This window comes from Candidatus Desulfosporosinus nitrosoreducens (genome assembly GCF_030954495.1).
In the GTDB taxonomy this organism is placed as follows: Bacteria; Bacillota; Desulfitobacteriia; order Desulfitobacteriales; family Desulfitobacteriaceae; genus Desulfosporosinus; species Desulfosporosinus nitrosoreducens.
Genome location: NZ_JAVHUW010000053.1, coordinates 1 through 15,735 on the forward strand (window position 1 = coordinate 1; position 15,735 = coordinate 15,735).

Consider the following 15,735-nt stretch of genomic DNA (forward strand, 5'->3'; position numbering starts at 1 on the left):
GAATCAAGTCTTCTTTATTCTCTTAAAAGGAGGAACGTATGGAAAATAAGCAGCAGGACCAAATTATCTGCCCCTCCGCAACCTGTGTCGGTTGTGCCACACGCTGCCACCGGCAGCAGCAGGACCCGCTTTCCCGGGATGAGGCTCTGGCCGTTCTCTTTGAGCAGGTCCGCTTTGAGCTGGCCAAGGAGTCCGTACCGCTGAATCAGGCTTTGGGACGGGTGACAGCGGAACCAACCTATGCGGCCTTCTCGGTACCTTCCGCCGCCAGCGCCCAGCATGACGGAATCATGGTGAATTGGCAGGAAGTTAAAGAGCAGCTGAGCGGCGGCAGCCGGGTGCTGGCGGAAAATCAATTCCGTCTCCGGGTTATGGGCGCGGTGGTCAAACCGCCTTTCGACACCGTGATTCCTCTGGAACAGGTACGGTATTTGCCGGAGGGCCAGGCTGAAATCGGAGCGCTGCCTGCCCGGGGGCAAGGCGTAAGGGGAATCGGCAGCAGTATCCGGGAGGGAGAGCGGATTGTGCCGGAGAATTACCGCCTGAATCCGGCCAATCTCTCGATCCTGCGTTTTGCCGGAGTGGAGACGGTGCCGGTCTGGAAAAAGCCCCAAGCCGCCATAATTCCGGTGGGAGGCGACCTGGTGGGGCCCGGCTGCCGGCCTGGTCCCGGACAGGTGGTGGAAGCGGACAGCATTCTCCTGGAGGGAATTGTCCGGGAATGCGGCGGAGAAGCCTGGACGGAGGCGGTGGCTGGAGACAGTGAAGAGCTGATCTGCCGGGCCATTCTCCAGGCTATTGAGCATTGTGATTTTCTTATTCTGATCGGCGGCCTGGGCCGAAACGGCGCCCGCTATGAGGACTATACCGCTCAGGCCATTGAAAAGCTGGGCAAAGTTCTGGTCCAGGGGATGGGTTTCGGCCCCGGCGGCAAAGCCATGCTGCTGGGGGAGATCCAAGGCAAATGCGTTGTGGGGATTCCCGCGCCTCCTCATGCGGCCCTTACGCAGTCCGAGCAGTACCTGCCGGCAATTATGGAGCGTTTTCTCCGCTGCCCCTGTTATGAGCGGCAGGAGATCAAGGCCCGGCTGCACGCGGATTATCGAAGCGGAACCCGTTCCGGTTATCATCCTCATGTGAATCTCCGCTGGACCGGGGAGGATTATGAAATTGTCCCTATCCAGATGGGGGACACGGTGGACTGTTTTGTCAAGGCCACAGGAATTCTGATGGAAGAAGCTGAGGATCGTCTGCTGAAAAAGGGGGAACCTGCCAGGGTGCAGCTGCTCTGGGGAGAGAAGACGGTCCGCCGGCGCAGCAGTCAATCTACTTGAACTATGAGTTTAAAGACAGAGATGGCGATATCATTGCCAATAATGCAGCGGGCGCCAAGACATTCCGCTGCAATAAGTTAGGGAAGGTGGCCGATATTTTGACTTTGCATGAAGTACTTAACAATGCCCTGCAGCGTCCTCTGACCCGGGAAGAAGCCCTGTTTCTGTTTAAAAATACCGAGACGGAGGAAGACAGGAACAGTCTGTATGCCGCAGCCAGGGCTGTGCGCAAAGCAGAAACAGGTGATGTTTTCCATTTCACAGGGGGGATCGCCAGCGTTTTGCCCTGTCGGCTCCGCCCCCTTTGCAGCTATTGCCCTTACTGGAGGAAAAAGGACCAGAACCCGCTGCCGCTGGAGGCTATTGTGGCGGGAGCGCGTTATTTTCAGCGGGAAGGTGTGAAAGAATTTCATCTCAGCGGCGGTACGACTTTAGGCAGCGAAGGTAAGGAAGTTCTGGAGATTGTGCGCAAAATTCATGAGGCCGGCCTGCAGGATATGAAAATCATGGTCAACTGCGGTGCGGCCATGAGTGTGGATTCCCTGAAGCAATTGAAGGCCTGGGGCGTTGACAGCATTGGCGCGGTCTTCGAAATTACCAATCCGGAAGTCTTCCGGAAGGTGAAACCTGGGGATGATCTGGACAAGAAGCTGCAGTTTGCCTGGGATATCCAAAAAGCGGGACTGGCGCTGAGTTCGGGGATCATGGCCGGATTAGGGCCCAAGGAGACCCGCTATGAGGATTACGTCAACAGCTTGTTTGATATCGCTCAGTTCCCGCATTTGTCCAGCGTTTATATTTCCAAATTTACTCCGGACCCGGTGATTCCCATGCATGACTGGGAAGCTTGTTCCGTAGAAGAAGCGGCACGGCTGGTGGCCATTGCCCGCCTTGTCTACCGCTCGATCAAAATTACAACGGCGGCGGGTTGGACGGAAAAGGAGCGGACGCAAGGGATTCTGGCCGGAGCCGGCAACGCTCTGTTTTCCCTGGCGGTAAACCTCAAAGTGGATTACTGGCAGGGCAGACAGCAGGAAGCAACCTTCAGCGAGGAGAATATCGAATACCGCGACACCAGGGCGGCTAAGCGGGCTATGGCTGAGCAGTGCGGAATTACAATCTCTGAGGAATAAACTCTGAGAAGGGTAAGCAAAAAACATAGCGGGTTTAGCCGCTGACTCAGCCGCTCTAAGACTGCCGCTTGGGCAAGAGGTGAGTCAAGAGCGGCTGAGTCCCTGGATAAGTGCGACTAAGATTCAGTTGGAGTAAAGCTCCGCCTGAATCAAGTCTTCTTTATTGGTAAATGTGCCGCTCTTGACCAACGGTCCGCAGCAGAGGACTGGCCGAACGAATTTCTTTAGACGGACGTTCTCGTTTTTAAAGTTAGCAGATAGAACAAATTACGGAGGTATAAAAATGTACAAGAAGAACTTCAAAAGGTTTTACGTCCTTGTTACGGCGCTGCTCATACTTATGGTTACTGCTGCCGGCTGTGGAACGAAACAGGCAGCGCCTGAAGCTGCCTCTGTACCGACCACGGTTACTGTCACCGACATGGCTGGACGAACAGTTACTGTGCCGACGAACATTAAGAAGGTCATAACCTTTAATGCCGTGCCCCCTTTGAACAGTCTGATCATGGCCTTTGGCAAAGGAGATACGATTATTAACGGCATACCCGCCTCGATGGTCAAGATGCCGCAAACGAAATATCAAACGATCCTTGCTCCGCAAATTGCCAAAGGTCCGGACTTGGGGAGCACTCCCAATGTGGAAACTATCATGGCCTTAACTCCTGACGTCGTAATTACCAGTGAGCAGTCGACGGCGCAGGCCTTGCAAAGTTCCAAGATCCCGGTCATATATCTGAAAAGCTCTACCAGTAAGGATGATATTGAAAAGGCCATGACTATCTTGGGTAAGGTATTCGGTAATCCGGATAGGGCCAAAGAATATAATCAATATTATGAAGACAAGCTGGCCGCGCTTAATAAAACCGTCGCCACTATTCCCGCGGATCAGCGGCCGAAGGTCTTGAATATGTGGGCCTCGAACATGGCGGGATTCAATTCCGCCTGGTGGATTGACCCTGCCGGCGGCGTAGATGCTTTCGACGGCCAGGGAATGAACGGCGGCTACGGTGGGGTAACGGTAAGATATCAGATTAGTTATGAACAAATACTGCAATGGAATCCGGATATTATTATTGTCCGGGATGCCAAGGATATCCCGTCTCTGGAGAGTAACCCCCAGCTTGCTAATGTTAAGGCTATTAAAAACAAGAAGATCTATGTCACCCCTGCGGGAACCTTTACCTGGAACGGAGCTGTGGAAACTCCTTTGTTATCCGAGTGGGCGGCCACAAAGTTTTATCCCGATCTCTTCAAACAAGCCGATTTGGTCAACGATGTCAAAGGTTTTTATAAGGAATTCCTGAATTATCAGCTTACAGACAAGGAAGCGGAAGAGATGCTTAACGGTCTGCAATAAAAAAACTCCACAGGATTCAGGCAGGAGGAATTAGACAAATGGCAAAAGGTGTAAAAAAGGTTCAAGATGTCCTGACTGAATCAGGGACAGAAGGAAATCTGCGCAAGGTATATATTGTGGCAGTCTTACTGCCTATTTTGGCTTTTCTCTTTTCTTTTCCCTTAGGCAGATTTCCTATCCCTGTCCCCGTCCTGCTGACAGCTTTGGCAGGAAAAGTTTTTCCTTTTGTCCATGGTCCGCAGGGAGTTATTAACACAGTGATCTTTGAAGTGAGACTGCCAAGAATTATCGCGGCGATGCTGGTTGGGGCAGCCTTGTCAATGGCCGGCGTCGCCTATCAAGGCATGTTTAAGAATCCGCTGGTATCGCCGGATATCTTGGGAGCATCGGCCGGGGCCGGTTTTGGGGCGGCCCTAGCCATCTATTTTTCCTTAAACAATCTTGGTATCCAGGTCGCGGCTTTTGCCGTCAGTCTTTTAGCTGTAATGAGCGTCTACTTTTTAAGCAGTAAAATTAAGCGTGATCCAACCCTGGCTTTAGTACTTACCGGGATTTTAGTGGCCACTTTGTGTTCATCCTTTACGTCTCTCCTGAAATATGTGGCCGATCCCTATGACAAGTTGCCGGCCATAACCTTTTGGCTGATGGGCAGTTTGGCCAGTGTTTCTCCGCAGAGCGTCATCTCCGCGCTCTGCGTCATGCTCTTGGGAGGAGTTCCCCTTTATCTGCTGCGCTGGCGCCTCAATGTCTTGTCTTTAAGTGAAGAAGAGAGTAAGACGCTGGGCTTGGAAACAGGAAGGCTCAGGCTGGTGGTAATTATCTGTTCTTCACTGCTTACGGCCGGGTCAGTAGCTATCAGCGGGCTGATTGGCTGGGTAGGGCTTATAGTGCCTCATTTGGCCCGAATGATTGTCGGCCCCAATTATAAAGTACTTCTGCCTGTGTCGATTGCGATCGGGAGCGTGTATATGCTCCTGGTAGATGATTTGGCCAGGTGTCTGACTTCCGCTGAAATTCCCTTGGGAATTCTTACGTCCATCATCGGGGCACCGTTCTTTTTCAGCATCTTACTGCGCGGAAAGAAGGGTTGGTAATGAGGTTTGAACTTAAAGACATTAAGTGCGGCTACGGCGGCAAGACAGTCCTGCAGGATATATCCTTTGCGGTGGAAGCAGGGGAGGTATTATGTGTTTTAGGGCCTAATGGAACAGGCAAGACGACACTTTTTAAGACCATCCTGGGTTTGCTCAAACCTCTGGCAGGAGAAATACTTATTGATGGCAATAACTCGCTTCATTGGTCCCGTACGAAAATGGCCCAGGTTATCGGCTATATTCCTCAAGCTCAAAACACCTCGTTTCCTTTCAGTGTCATGGATATGATCCTGATGGGACGCACCGCACACTTGGGGAACTTTGCCTCGCCCACGAAAAAGGACCGGAAAATAGCCGAGCAAGTCATTGCCACCTTAGATATTTCTTTGCTTAAACAGAGAATTTTTACGGAATTGAGCGGCGGGGAAAAGCAGCTTGTGCTCATCGCCCGCGCTTTGGCTCAGGAACCCAAAATGTTAGTGATGGACGAACCGACCTCGGCCTTGGATTTTGGCAACCAATTAAAAGTTTTAGGACAGGTTAAAGAGCTGGCCCGCCAGGGCTTAGCGATCATCATGGCTTCCCATGTGCCGGATCATGCCTTTTTCTATGCCACAAAAGTAATGCTTCTGAATCAAGGAGGATTGTTCGGACTGGGCAAAGCCAATGAGGTTATTACGGAAAAGGGACTTAGAGAACTCTATGGGGTTAACGTTAAAATCATAGGAACAGGCATTATCTCTGATTTGGACGGCCAGGGCGAAGTCAGGATGTGTGTACCCTTGCCTGGCCCCAAAAATTGAGCGCTGAAGTGACACCTCCGGGGGCAATTCTGCGGGAAACAGAGGAGTATATTCAAGTTGAACAACAGAGCGGATGGTTAGCAAAAAACAGCTTCCAGAGTAAGGGGACATTAAGGAGAAACAAAATAATAATGAGGAGAAATAGCCATGGATTTTAGCATAGACCAGGCTGTCACCAGAGAAGAAGCATTAAAGTTGTTGTTTCAATATTGGCCATTAGAGGTTAAAACGGAATTAATACCGCTCCAGCAGGCCTTAGGGCGGATCACGGCGCAAAAGGTCTATTCCCGGAATTCATTGCCGGTATGCAGATGCTCACAGGCTGACGGTATCGCCGTACGTTCGGCGGATTTTTCAGCCGGCTTGCCGGATACTTCCGGTTGGCTTAAAGGTCAGGAGTATGTCCAGGCAGATACCGGTGACGACTTTGACGATGCTTTCGATACCGTCATCCAAGTAGAAGATATTTATTATAACCAGGATGGTCAACTGTGTTTTGTCCAAGACTTTGAATTTTCTCAAGGAAGCCTGATTCGTGAAAAAGGCGGTATGATTAAAGAAGGAGAATTGCTGGTTGAGGCCCACGTTCGCCTGACACCGGTCCATTTGGCTGTGCTGGCTTTGGGCGGCATTTATCAGCTGGAGGTTGTTAAAAAGCCCAAGGTTGTTTATATTCCTACCGGAAATGAGCTAATTAGCGCCGGCATTAAACCGGAGCGCGGACAAAACGTTGAATCCAATGGCTTGATGGTTGCAGCTTTTCTGCAGGAATGGGGAGCGGAACCAATTTGTTACCCCATTATCAGGGACAAACCGGTCGAACTGGAGCAGACCTTAGATCTGGCCCTCGCTGCGGCAGATATAGTTTTAATCAACGGCGGATCTTCGAAAGGGTCTGAAGACTTTAACGCTCAGCTTCTGCAAAAACGGGCTTCCTTCTTTCGGCATGGCATCAAAGCAGTTCCCGGCAGACCGGTGGCCGTAGCCATTATTGCAGGAAAACCTGTGATAAATTTGCCCGGACCGATTATTGCTACCTTTTTGGCCATGGATTGGTGTGTCTTTGGTCTGGTGCATCATTACTACAGCATTGCTGCTCCTCTGCGCCCCAAAATTAAGGTCAAGCTGGAAAAGCCTCTGCAAAAGAACCCGGAGTTCGAATTTTATTACCGCTTGCTTATTACTAAACAGGATGATGGTTATACAGCTAGGCCTATAGGATTTGATAAAAGCATTCCCTATTCCTTGCTCCAGGCTAAGGCTTTGTTCATTGCCCCCATAGGGGTTGCCGAGTATCAGGCCGGGGAGGAAGTTGAGGCTGAATTATTATAGAATATGGGGAAGTTAGCGTTATAATATAGTCAGGTAAAGAGACTTGGGTTTTGTGTTTTTTTGATGTTGAGGATGTCTTAATTATTTAGTGCGAATGTGTAGTGAACATGAAATTGCCGGGGGATTCGCACCGCGAAATGATAGGGATTTTGCTGAAAAATAGCGATGGTGTTGGGTTTGCTGGGTGGTCTGGGGTAAGAGATGTGAGGATGCTAATAAAAAAGCTTCCATAGAAGATGGTTTTGGGGTGGTTTTGCTGTCGCTTCCCGCAGGGAAGCGTGGACTGAAATGCCAATTCGATCTTGGCGGGAGTGCCTCCGCCAAGGTCGCTTCCCGCAGGGAAGCGTGGACTGAAATTTCCTTAGCTGTCAGCATGATAATTGGGAAATTAGTCGCTTCCCGCAGGGAAGCGTGGACTGAAATTTTTTGTGTCATCCCTCTCTCCTGACGAAGTTTTGTCGCTTCCCGCAGGGAAGCGTGGACTGAAATCTCCCGATCAAGCCGTACACCAGGCTATTGCTAGGTCGCTTCCCGCAGGGAAGCGTGGACTGAAATTGGTTATGAAGATAGCAAGGTTAGTAATTTTATCGTCGCTTCCCGCAGGGAAGCGTGGATTGAAATAAGTCCATCATTATGGCGCGGAGTGGAGCGAAGAGTCGCTTCCCGCAGGGAAGCGTGGATTGAAATAAGATTGCGTATTAACATCATGGTTTCCTCTTCCCGTCGCTTCCCGTAGGGAAGCGTGGATTGAAATACTCGTGGGTTTGCTTTCCACGATTGAGGATACGTCGCTTCCCGTAGGGAAGCGTGGATTGAAATTAAGTTCTTAGCGGTTACACGGAAGGCGATTATGAACCTTCACGAAGACCTTTCCCGAAGTATTCGGCGCTAATTTAAGCCGAGCCAAGAACGGCGAAGTTCGCAGTGTTGAACTACTTTAGAGGAACAAATCATTGCTATGTTACACGGACGAGCATATGCCCTATCGTACGCTCTCGAAGTTTGGCTTCAAACACGAAAGCGTTAACCACGGCGCTAAAAGGCTTGAAGAAACTTATAATAGTATTGATATAAATAAATTAGGGGACAGTAATGATAATATGGAGCTTAAAAAAGGTATCTTGTCCAACTAGCTTAGTAAGTATCTTGGTGTTACTCAAAAGACTGCTTTGTTCATGCTTATACACTCCTAGTGAAATTTGAAGCCGCTTTTAAGAATACTACCAACGTACAAGAAGCAAAGGAGTAACCATGATAGAACATAAAGGCATAAACTATGATGTCGGTACGGTAATGGGCGTTAATTGGCGACCAGACTATAATCGTCAAACCGTAGAGCGAGAACTTAAAATAATTAAAAACGACTTACACTGTAACGCTGTCGGTATTAGCGGCAAGGACATTAGACGGGTGATGTTGACGGCAGAAGCTGCCTTAAACCAAGGGCTTGAAGCGTGGTTAAATCCAGCAGATTGGACGAATATACCGCCTGAAACTACACTCGCCTATATCACCGAAGCAGCCAAGGCAGCTCAGCCACTATATAAACGCTACCCAGGTAAGGTAGTATTCAGTCTTGGTTCGGAGTTTACTTTGTTTATGCAAGGCATCGTACCGGGTAAGACATTTATGCAGCGTCTGCAGACTGCTTTTAGTGCCGATTACCAAAAGTCTCCTGACAAGCGCAATAAACCACTCAATGACTTTCTGGGTCAAGTCAATAAAGCAGTCCGTGCCGTATTTGGCGGGCCTATTATGTACCGCTCACTAGTTTGGGAGCAAGTCGATTGGACTGACTTTGATTATATTGGTGTTGACCACTATTGGGCTGAGAAGATAAAAGATAAGTACATAGATATGGTCAAGCCACTCTTTGCTCATGGTAAGCCGGTTATAAATACGGGGTTCGGCTTTAGTACAACTACCGCTCCTGCCAATGGCGTGGCGTTAACGCTTGGTAACGTATCCGTCCTCTCACTAGCACTGCACCAACAGCCTGGTATCGGGCGGTTTATATGGCCGAAGCTCAAAGTTATTGACGAGCGAAGTGAAGCGCTCCAAGCCACACGTTTGATTGATAACCTAAAGCTAGTTGATAAAGCTGGTTTTGAGGGTGCTTTTATAGATATGTTTATATACCCAGTTAGGCCATATAGCGATATACCTAAGTATGACTTGGACAGAGAGAGCTCTAGTTTAGTGAAATACTTTGAAGTCGGTAGGCACGGAACGACTTATCCTGATATGACGTGGGAGCCGAAGGAAGCGTTTAGGGCAGTAGCGAAATACTACGGAGGGCAAAAAATAGGCTAGTATGTCGGGCGCGCAAAACACGCAGGAGCTCCATGCTCTATTGGCCAGCTAATGGATAGTGCATACTATCTATGCTCTGCAACAAGACACGCTCGTGGGAGATTGGGTTTATTACATTCAGAAATCTCATGATGATGTAAATGGTTATCCATATAAAATTCGTACAGATGGAACAGAGAACTAGAAAGTTGGCTAGTTCCTTGAAACGAAGTTGAAATTGCTATAGAAATGCTATTTGTCCACATTTTGGGATGTCTCCAGGAGTATTATAAAAAATTCGAACAGTTTAACTCTAAAAGGGCATACCACGGTCAGAAACAGTTTCTATATAAAGCGGCGGAAATAAAAGTTAGGTTCGCTGCTGTAAAATTATTGTTCTTCGAACTAAATCCATAATAGAACTTCGCAAAATTCTTAATTTGTTACAGTTTATTCCTGCTTACTGAACTTCCGCTAATCCATAGCAAATTATCCGAAGTTAGGGGCAAAAAAAGAACTCCTAAAAGGAGCTTTAGTATATTAAAACTAATATCCTGGTATAATTAGTTTCTCTAACTTTGGATAATTTAGATAGCACGAAACTGCGACGATTAACGAAATTTCTATGGGGATTGAATTCATAATCTCCTGGTAATTTTAAAGACTTCGTATCGAAACCATTGTACAATATGTATTTGAAACCTTCAAATATGCTAATGTTGGACATAACTTCCCCCTCCCCATAACAGGGCAATTTTTTAAACATATGCAGTTCGGATATTAGTAGGGGGAGATTTGCCAAGACTAACAAACTGTCGGGGCTTTTCTGATCCGCAGTTAGGGCATTTAGTCAAATCTTTTCCTATGAGTTTCTGGATAAGTTGGAGAGTCGAAGGCTTCCCTCTCATTAATAAAAGCGTTTGGGTAAGTTGTTTACAAAGTTTGAGTTTAGTGGTTTTGTTTCGATTGCCAAGTAAACCGTAGTGCCTAATTTTCATAAAGCCACTCGGTAAGATGCGAATAATAAATCTTCGAATAAACTCTTCTGCAGAAAGAGTCATTACCTTTTGCTTGCTGTTGTCCTTATAGTCCCGCCATCTGAATGAAACTGTATCTTTTTCAAGGTTAATAATGCGCTTATTAGATATAGCCACCCGGTGGGTATAACGGCCTAGATATTCAACAACACAAGCTGCGTTTTTAAATGGCAGTTTGCAGTAAACAATCCACTCTTTGTTATATAGAGAGGATAGCAGTTTTTCGAATTCTTTATTATCCGTAAGATGTGCTTGGCTACCGTGAAATTCAAGTGCGTTTTTAAGGTGATACAGAAATTTGCCTCTGAACTTTCGAGACAAAACTTTAACAGGGATGAAGAATTTCTTTCTGCTGTTCACCCATTTTCCCAGAGAAGATAATCCGCCGCCGTTTACAATGCAGTGGATGTGTGGGTGGTGCATGAGGGTTTGTCCCCATGTATGTAGAACCGATGTAAAGCCAATCTTTGCTCCAAGATATTTTTTGTCAGAAGCTAATTCGGCAAGAGTTTCAGAAACTGCCTTAAACAGAAGGGTATATACTGCTTTTTGATTTTGGTTAGCCATTAAATTGAGTGTATATGGGATTGTAAAAACGACATGAAAGTAACCAATGTCAAGCAAGTTGCTTTTCTGGTTTTCAATCCAACGTTCTTTGGCAAGAGCTTGACATTTAGGACAGTGCCTGTTTCGGCAGGAATTGTATGAAATCCAGGTATGCCCGCAACTGTCACAAACCTCCTTGTGACCGCCCAATTGTGATGTTCTGCATTTCTGAATGGCTGACATCGCTTTATGCTGAACAAGAGTGAGCTTATGATGGGTTCGATAGTCTTCGCCGTATCTCAGGAAAATATCTTGTACCTCAGCCATTGGTTTTGTCCGGGTCAGTCATCTGGTCAAGGGGACTTTTTACGTTGAGTGATTCAATTTTTATTAAATGCAGGTAGAAGCAAGTTGCGGTGATATCTGTGTGTCCAAGCATTTGCTTGATGTGAAAAATATCTATTCCGGATTCCAGTAAATGAGTGGCGAAGCTATGGCGCATGCTGTGAACTGTCACGTTTTTATTGATCCTAGCTTTAGTTGCATATTTATGAAATATATTTTGCACAGCTCTGGTCGTAATGTGTGTGCCGGTATTATTTCTGCTGTAAAAAAGCCATACTTTAGGACGATAAGCTTTCCAATAAGTTCTGAGTATATCTAGGTTTGCTTGTGAAAGGATAGCATATCGATCTTTACTGCCTTTAGCATTGCGAATAAACAACTGCATTTTTTCGCTATCAATATCTGAAACTTTAAGAGTAGCTACTTCACTGAGGCAAAGCCCTGCACCATAGAGAGTCATCAGAATACACTTATCTCTCAAGTTATCGCAGACATTAAAAAGTGATTGGAGTTCTTCTTTGGTAAAGATAGCAGGGAGTTTACGATGTTTACGGTGACGACGGATTTTCCTAATGTCTAAATTAATGTCCAATACTTCTCTATACAAAAAACGCAGACCGCTATTGTAGGTATTAACTGATCCGGAAGCAAGCTTTTTTCTGTAGTAAGATAATGAAGAAACTGTCTTATATGCTCTATGCCTAGTTCAGTTGCAGGCTTAGCAAAGTGATCCTGGAAGAGTTTAACTTTGGTATGGTATTCATCCTGGGTGGATTTGCTTAACCCCCTAAGTTCAAGTTCGAATTTCAGCTTAGCTAAAACCTCTTCTTTTGTCATAAACTCACATCTCCTTTAAAATAAAATCTCTAATATTTTAAAGGAGATGTTAATTGTCAGAAATAGGTTTCAACGATATTCAATTAAAAAAGCAAAAGAACACTCCGGAAACCACCGCGCCAGCGGTTTAGTGCTATCCATATTTTACGACGTATTATGTGAATATAAAAGCTTACCGGACCCTGAGTTGCCAAAAGGCCACGGCGCTGGCTGCAGCAACGTTCAGAGAGTCCACGTTATGGGACATGGGGATGCACGCAGTGTAATCGCAGTCAGCAATCGTGCAGGGCGCCAGTCCATTACCTTCTGAACCCAATACGATGGCAAGCTTTTCCTCTACCATGAGCTGCGGATCGTCTATGCTGACAGCGTTATCATTTAAAGCCATGGCAACGGTCTTAAAGCCCAGCTTGCGCAGACTCTTCATGCCCTGCTGCGGCCACTGCGAGGGCTCGCTGCCAATACGGGCCCATGGCACTTGGAAGATGGTACCCATGCTCACCCTCACCGCACGCCGGCACAGTGGGTCACAGCATGAGGGGGTAAGCAACACGGTATCGATGCCTAGCGCCGCAGCCGAGCGAAAAATGGCACCGACGTTGGTAGAATCCGCAATACCTTCAAGCACAGCCACTCGATTTGCACCGGCACACGCCTCCTCAACGCTGGGTAGATGAGGACGCCGCATGGCACACAGCACACCGCGGGTCATCTGAAAGCCAGTCAGCCCTGCTAGCAGGTTGCTATCGGCAGTATAGACGGGGACATCTCCGCAGCGGGTGATTATACCGTGCGCCTGCCCTGCAATGTATTTGCGCTCCATCAAAAGTGAAATAGGCTCGCATCCAGCGTCGAGGGCAAGTCCAATTACCTTAGTACTCTCCGCAATAAAGATGCCCATCTCCGGCTCCAACCGGTTGCGCAGCTGCGTTTCCGTCAGGCGAGCAAAGACATCCAAATTGGATGATGAAAAATCGCTTATCTCAATGATATTTGACATCTTATCTCCTTATGTTCGAGGTTAGTGGTAACATATCAACCTTGATTTTTTTGCAACATAAAATCCTTTTTTACCGTAAGTAAGAATTACATCACCATCAATACTACATTATTAACTATACTATCTTGCTTATAAGACACATCTTTCTACACTACGAAACAATATAGAAAAATGCGAAATAAGATTAAGCTCACTGTTTTAACTTTTTTTCGCTTAATAATCTTTCCTTATTAGGTCTGGTGTCATCCAATAAGAAGTCAGCCCAATCAAATCCGAGTTTATCTGTATTTTCTTGCCAGTACAATAGGCGGTCAGAATAATAGATTATCTTTTCGCTGACTGGTTTGGGAAAGTTATCTTTTCCGTATTTTAAGACTAGTGCAGTTAATTCATAAATAGGTAACCCCAAAGCGTGTGTTTCTACATGCACGGTGGCTCCAGCATGACCAATAGCGTGGCACAAAGCACTATATTCGGTATCATCAATTTCTTTCGCTACTGCATGCGAATCTAAAATTGCCCGTTTTGCTGTTGGCATTTTAATTTTACCCCTTGCCCAAGCCTCGCAAAGTTCTAAACAGGTTCTTGGCCTGTGTTCATCGGGATACTTGGCTTCACATTGTACCAAAGGCAGTGTTGCACAATCAAGCGCCCACATTACAAGGGTTCGGTGATTTTGTAATTGTATTAGTTTAATCAATTCTTGTAAGCATTGACTGCCGCGAGAAAACAATATTTTATTTCTCTTCTTTAATTTTATTTCTACATCTGAAAACATAGTTTTAATTCCTTCTCAAATTATGAATAATCTTAATTTGTATCATCCTACCAATGCGTCACAGTGTTCTGCTCAATTATACCCCATAACATTGGTTTGTAGATACAAAAAGGGCCCAGCTCTTGCTGAAAGCCTAGGTACCAAGGCTTCCGCTAATTCTTAAAACCCGTAAGTATATATGCCGCCCAATCTCTAAGTTTTAGGGCGGCATCAGCAAGAAAACTGAAATAATCTTATAGTCTCAGTTGAGGGAAATACACTTAATTAAACATCATTGCAAGAGGGTTGGAATTTACAGCAGACTGCAATTGATGCTCATCAATATGGGTATATATCTCAGTAGTAGCTACGCTCTCATGCCCAAGAATCTGTTGAAGTGATCGTATGTCAACCCGTCCATATTTGTACATAAGTGTTGCGACCGTATGTCGGAGCTTATGAGTCGATATGGATTTAGGTTTGCAGAAGACAACAAGTGCTCACAACCAGAAGTTGGAAGAGGCACGCGTGTGTTATAATTAGGCTAATAATGGTAAGTTTCCCAAATGGCAGGTTTCTCGCAGTTAGTAGGATAACTGGAAGTTAATTTTCAATTCAATTGTAGTCACCAAAAGGGATTGGTTTATTTTTATAGAATTATAATAAATTGGAGTGTGATAGAATGCAAAATTCATTGGTGATGAGAACAGAGGCAACCTATGTTTTGAACTTTTTAATTTACATACAAAATATATACTTTAATCAAAGCCGTAGTGAAGAAGAATATAAATTTCCTTATTTTCCATCAATAATAGCTTTTGAGGAAGATTTCCAAACAAAGTATAAGGATTTGTGGAATGAAGTCTCCCGAAGAATTACTGAACATCAAAGTAACGGTGTTAAGATTTTCTACGATGAAAAAGATTTGTTTTATCAAGGTTTGTTTTTGAATAATTCCGACAGTTTAAAGAAGTATAGTGAGATTTATAAATCCTTTAAAATTTGGTGGGACAGCTTAGCAGGGGGATTTTCAGTAGAAAGGTCAATTGATGTGTATTGCCAAGAATTATATGAAGAATTGGCGAGTTTGCTAAGTCAAAAAGGAATAGAACCTAAAAAAGAGTTGAATATCAGCTTAATTTATGATGAATGTAAATTAGTTGAATTAGATGTTTCTTCTTATTTTGTAGTCCTCACCATACATGACTTTGTTGTTAACAGAAAGGATTGGGTTTCTAAATTACTGAAATGTATTTATTAATCCAAATTAGTAACAGGAAAGTGTTCTTTTTATGAAGAAAACATATTTGGGCTTTATGGCAATATTAGCTTTTTTCTCATTTAAGGTTACACTAAGTTTAAAAAATATAAAATATCCAAAGAAGATGGAAGTAATTAAATAAATACTAGTTCACATAATTCTTATACTGTTCACCATCAGTGAAATGCATTATTTAATTTTATTATAGATGACTGGTATACTATTTTTTAGCATGTAAAGACGAAACTTTTGTTTAATTAGACGAAGGGGGAAGAACACTTTGATTTTTAGCGGTACAATAAAGAAAGGTTGTATTTTAACATTACCAAGACCAATTGTAAGACAACTCGGGTTAAAAGTAGGTTCAAAGTTTTCAATTCAGCAAGCTGGTAGTGGATTTCAATTAATTCCCCTATCTCACAAAGAGATAAAAGAGCTTAAAAGAGCAAAAAGAAGAAGAATTAATAAAGGGGCTGTTGCAAAACGAACAGAGTTCGTAAAGCATCAGCCCCTCGTTGATTTCTAAAAAATATAACTGCGGGTCCAAAAGAACCCGCAGTTGGCGTATAATTGAGTTATGCAAACAACCAAATTACACAGTAAAAAT

12 protein-coding genes, 2 pseudogenes and 1 CRISPR repeat array are annotated in these 15,735 nt (G+C 45.2%); of the genes and pseudogenes, 9 read left to right on the forward strand and 5 right to left on the reverse strand.

Going from position 1 to position 15,735, the window contains the following annotated elements:
* The first annotated feature begins 38 nt into the window (after positions 1 to 38).
* The 7 genes from REC12_RS13060 (at position 39) to REC12_RS13090 (ending at position 9,366) form a co-directional block, all read left to right on the forward strand.
* A complete protein-coding gene (locus REC12_RS13060) occupies positions 39 to 1,334 on the forward strand; it encodes a molybdopterin molybdotransferase MoeA (RefSeq protein ID WP_308895116.1) in 1,296 nt (431 codons plus the stop codon).
* Positions 1,331 to 2,467 carry a biotin synthase BioB gene (locus REC12_RS13065; protein WP_308895118.1) on the forward strand — a complete coding sequence of 379 codons (1,137 nt, stop codon included), beginning with the start codon at positions 1,331 to 1,333 and terminating at the stop codon, positions 2,465 to 2,467. The genes REC12_RS13060 and REC12_RS13065 overlap by 4 nt, the downstream gene beginning before the upstream one ends.
* 283 nt (positions 2,468 to 2,750) lie before the next feature.
* Entirely contained in the window at positions 2,751 to 3,824 is a 1,074-nt protein-coding gene (locus tag REC12_RS13070; protein WP_308895119.1) for an ABC transporter substrate-binding protein, read from the forward strand.
* 38 nt (positions 3,825 to 3,862) lie between these two features.
* Positions 3,863 to 4,918: a FecCD family ABC transporter permease gene (locus REC12_RS13075; protein ID WP_308895122.1), complete on the forward strand. Its 1,056-nt coding sequence runs from the start codon at positions 3,863 to 3,865 to the stop codon at positions 4,916 to 4,918.
* Positions 4,918 to 5,721, forward strand: coding sequence for an ABC transporter ATP-binding protein (locus tag REC12_RS13080; RefSeq protein ID WP_308895124.1), 804 nt, complete (start codon positions 4,918 to 4,920; stop codon positions 5,719 to 5,721). Before REC12_RS13075 ends, REC12_RS13080 begins: the two co-directional genes overlap by 1 nt.
* A gap of 147 nt (positions 5,722 to 5,868) precedes the next feature.
* Positions 5,869 to 7,053 carry a molybdopterin molybdotransferase MoeA gene (locus tag REC12_RS13085; RefSeq protein ID WP_308895127.1) on the forward strand — a complete coding sequence of 395 codons (1,185 nt, stop codon included), beginning with the start codon at positions 5,869 to 5,871 and terminating at the stop codon, positions 7,051 to 7,053.
* A gap of 258 nt (positions 7,054 to 7,311) precedes the next feature.
* A CRISPR array of direct repeats spans positions 7,312 to 7,872; the repeat unit is 32 nt; unit sequence GTCGCTTCCCGCAGGGAAGCGTGGACTGAAAT.
* Positions 7,873 to 8,304: 432 nt separating this feature from the next.
* A complete protein-coding gene (locus REC12_RS13090) occupies positions 8,305 to 9,366 on the forward strand; it encodes a glycoside hydrolase family 113 protein (protein WP_308895129.1) in 1,062 nt (353 codons plus the stop codon).
* A 737-nt stretch (positions 9,367 to 10,103) separates the two neighbouring features.
* On the opposite strand, the gene REC12_RS13095 is transcribed toward REC12_RS13090, so the two are convergent.
* The 5 genes and pseudogenes from REC12_RS13095 to REC12_RS13115 form a co-directional block, all read right to left on the reverse strand.
* Positions 10,104 to 11,255 carry an IS91 family transposase gene (locus REC12_RS13095; RefSeq protein WP_308895131.1) on the reverse strand — a complete coding sequence of 384 codons (1,152 nt, stop codon included), beginning with the start codon at positions 11,253 to 11,255 and terminating at the stop codon, positions 10,104 to 10,106.
* Positions 11,248 to 12,110, reverse strand: a pseudogene (locus REC12_RS13100) (tyrosine-type recombinase/integrase). The gene REC12_RS13095 and the pseudogene REC12_RS13100 overlap by 8 nt, the downstream one beginning before the upstream one ends.
* Positions 12,111 to 12,282: 172 nt before the next feature.
* Complete coding sequence (locus tag REC12_RS13105; protein WP_308895133.1) at positions 12,283 to 13,110, reverse strand: TrmH family RNA methyltransferase; 828 nt, start codon at positions 13,108 to 13,110, stop codon at positions 12,283 to 12,285.
* 190 nt (positions 13,111 to 13,300) lie between these two features.
* The gene (locus REC12_RS13110; protein WP_308895135.1) at positions 13,301 to 13,888 is read right to left on the reverse strand and encodes a putative immunity protein; all 588 of its coding nucleotides are present in this window, start codon (positions 13,886 to 13,888) and stop codon (positions 13,301 to 13,303) included.
* Positions 13,889 to 14,148: 260 nt separating this feature from the next.
* A pseudogene (locus tag REC12_RS13115) lies at positions 14,149 to 14,346 on the reverse strand (tyrosine-type recombinase/integrase); the annotation flags it as partial.
* A gap of 203 nt (positions 14,347 to 14,549) precedes the next feature.
* On the opposite strand from REC12_RS13115, the gene REC12_RS13120 reads away from it, so the two are divergent.
* Positions 14,550 to 15,128: a hypothetical protein gene (locus REC12_RS13120; protein WP_308895137.1), complete on the forward strand. Its 579-nt coding sequence runs from the start codon at positions 14,550 to 14,552 to the stop codon at positions 15,126 to 15,128.
* Between the two features lie 280 nt (positions 15,129 to 15,408).
* Positions 15,409 to 15,654, forward strand: coding sequence for a hypothetical protein (locus tag REC12_RS13125; protein WP_308895139.1), 246 nt, complete (start codon positions 15,409 to 15,411; stop codon positions 15,652 to 15,654).
* The last annotated feature ends 81 nt before the right edge of the window (positions 15,655 to 15,735 follow it).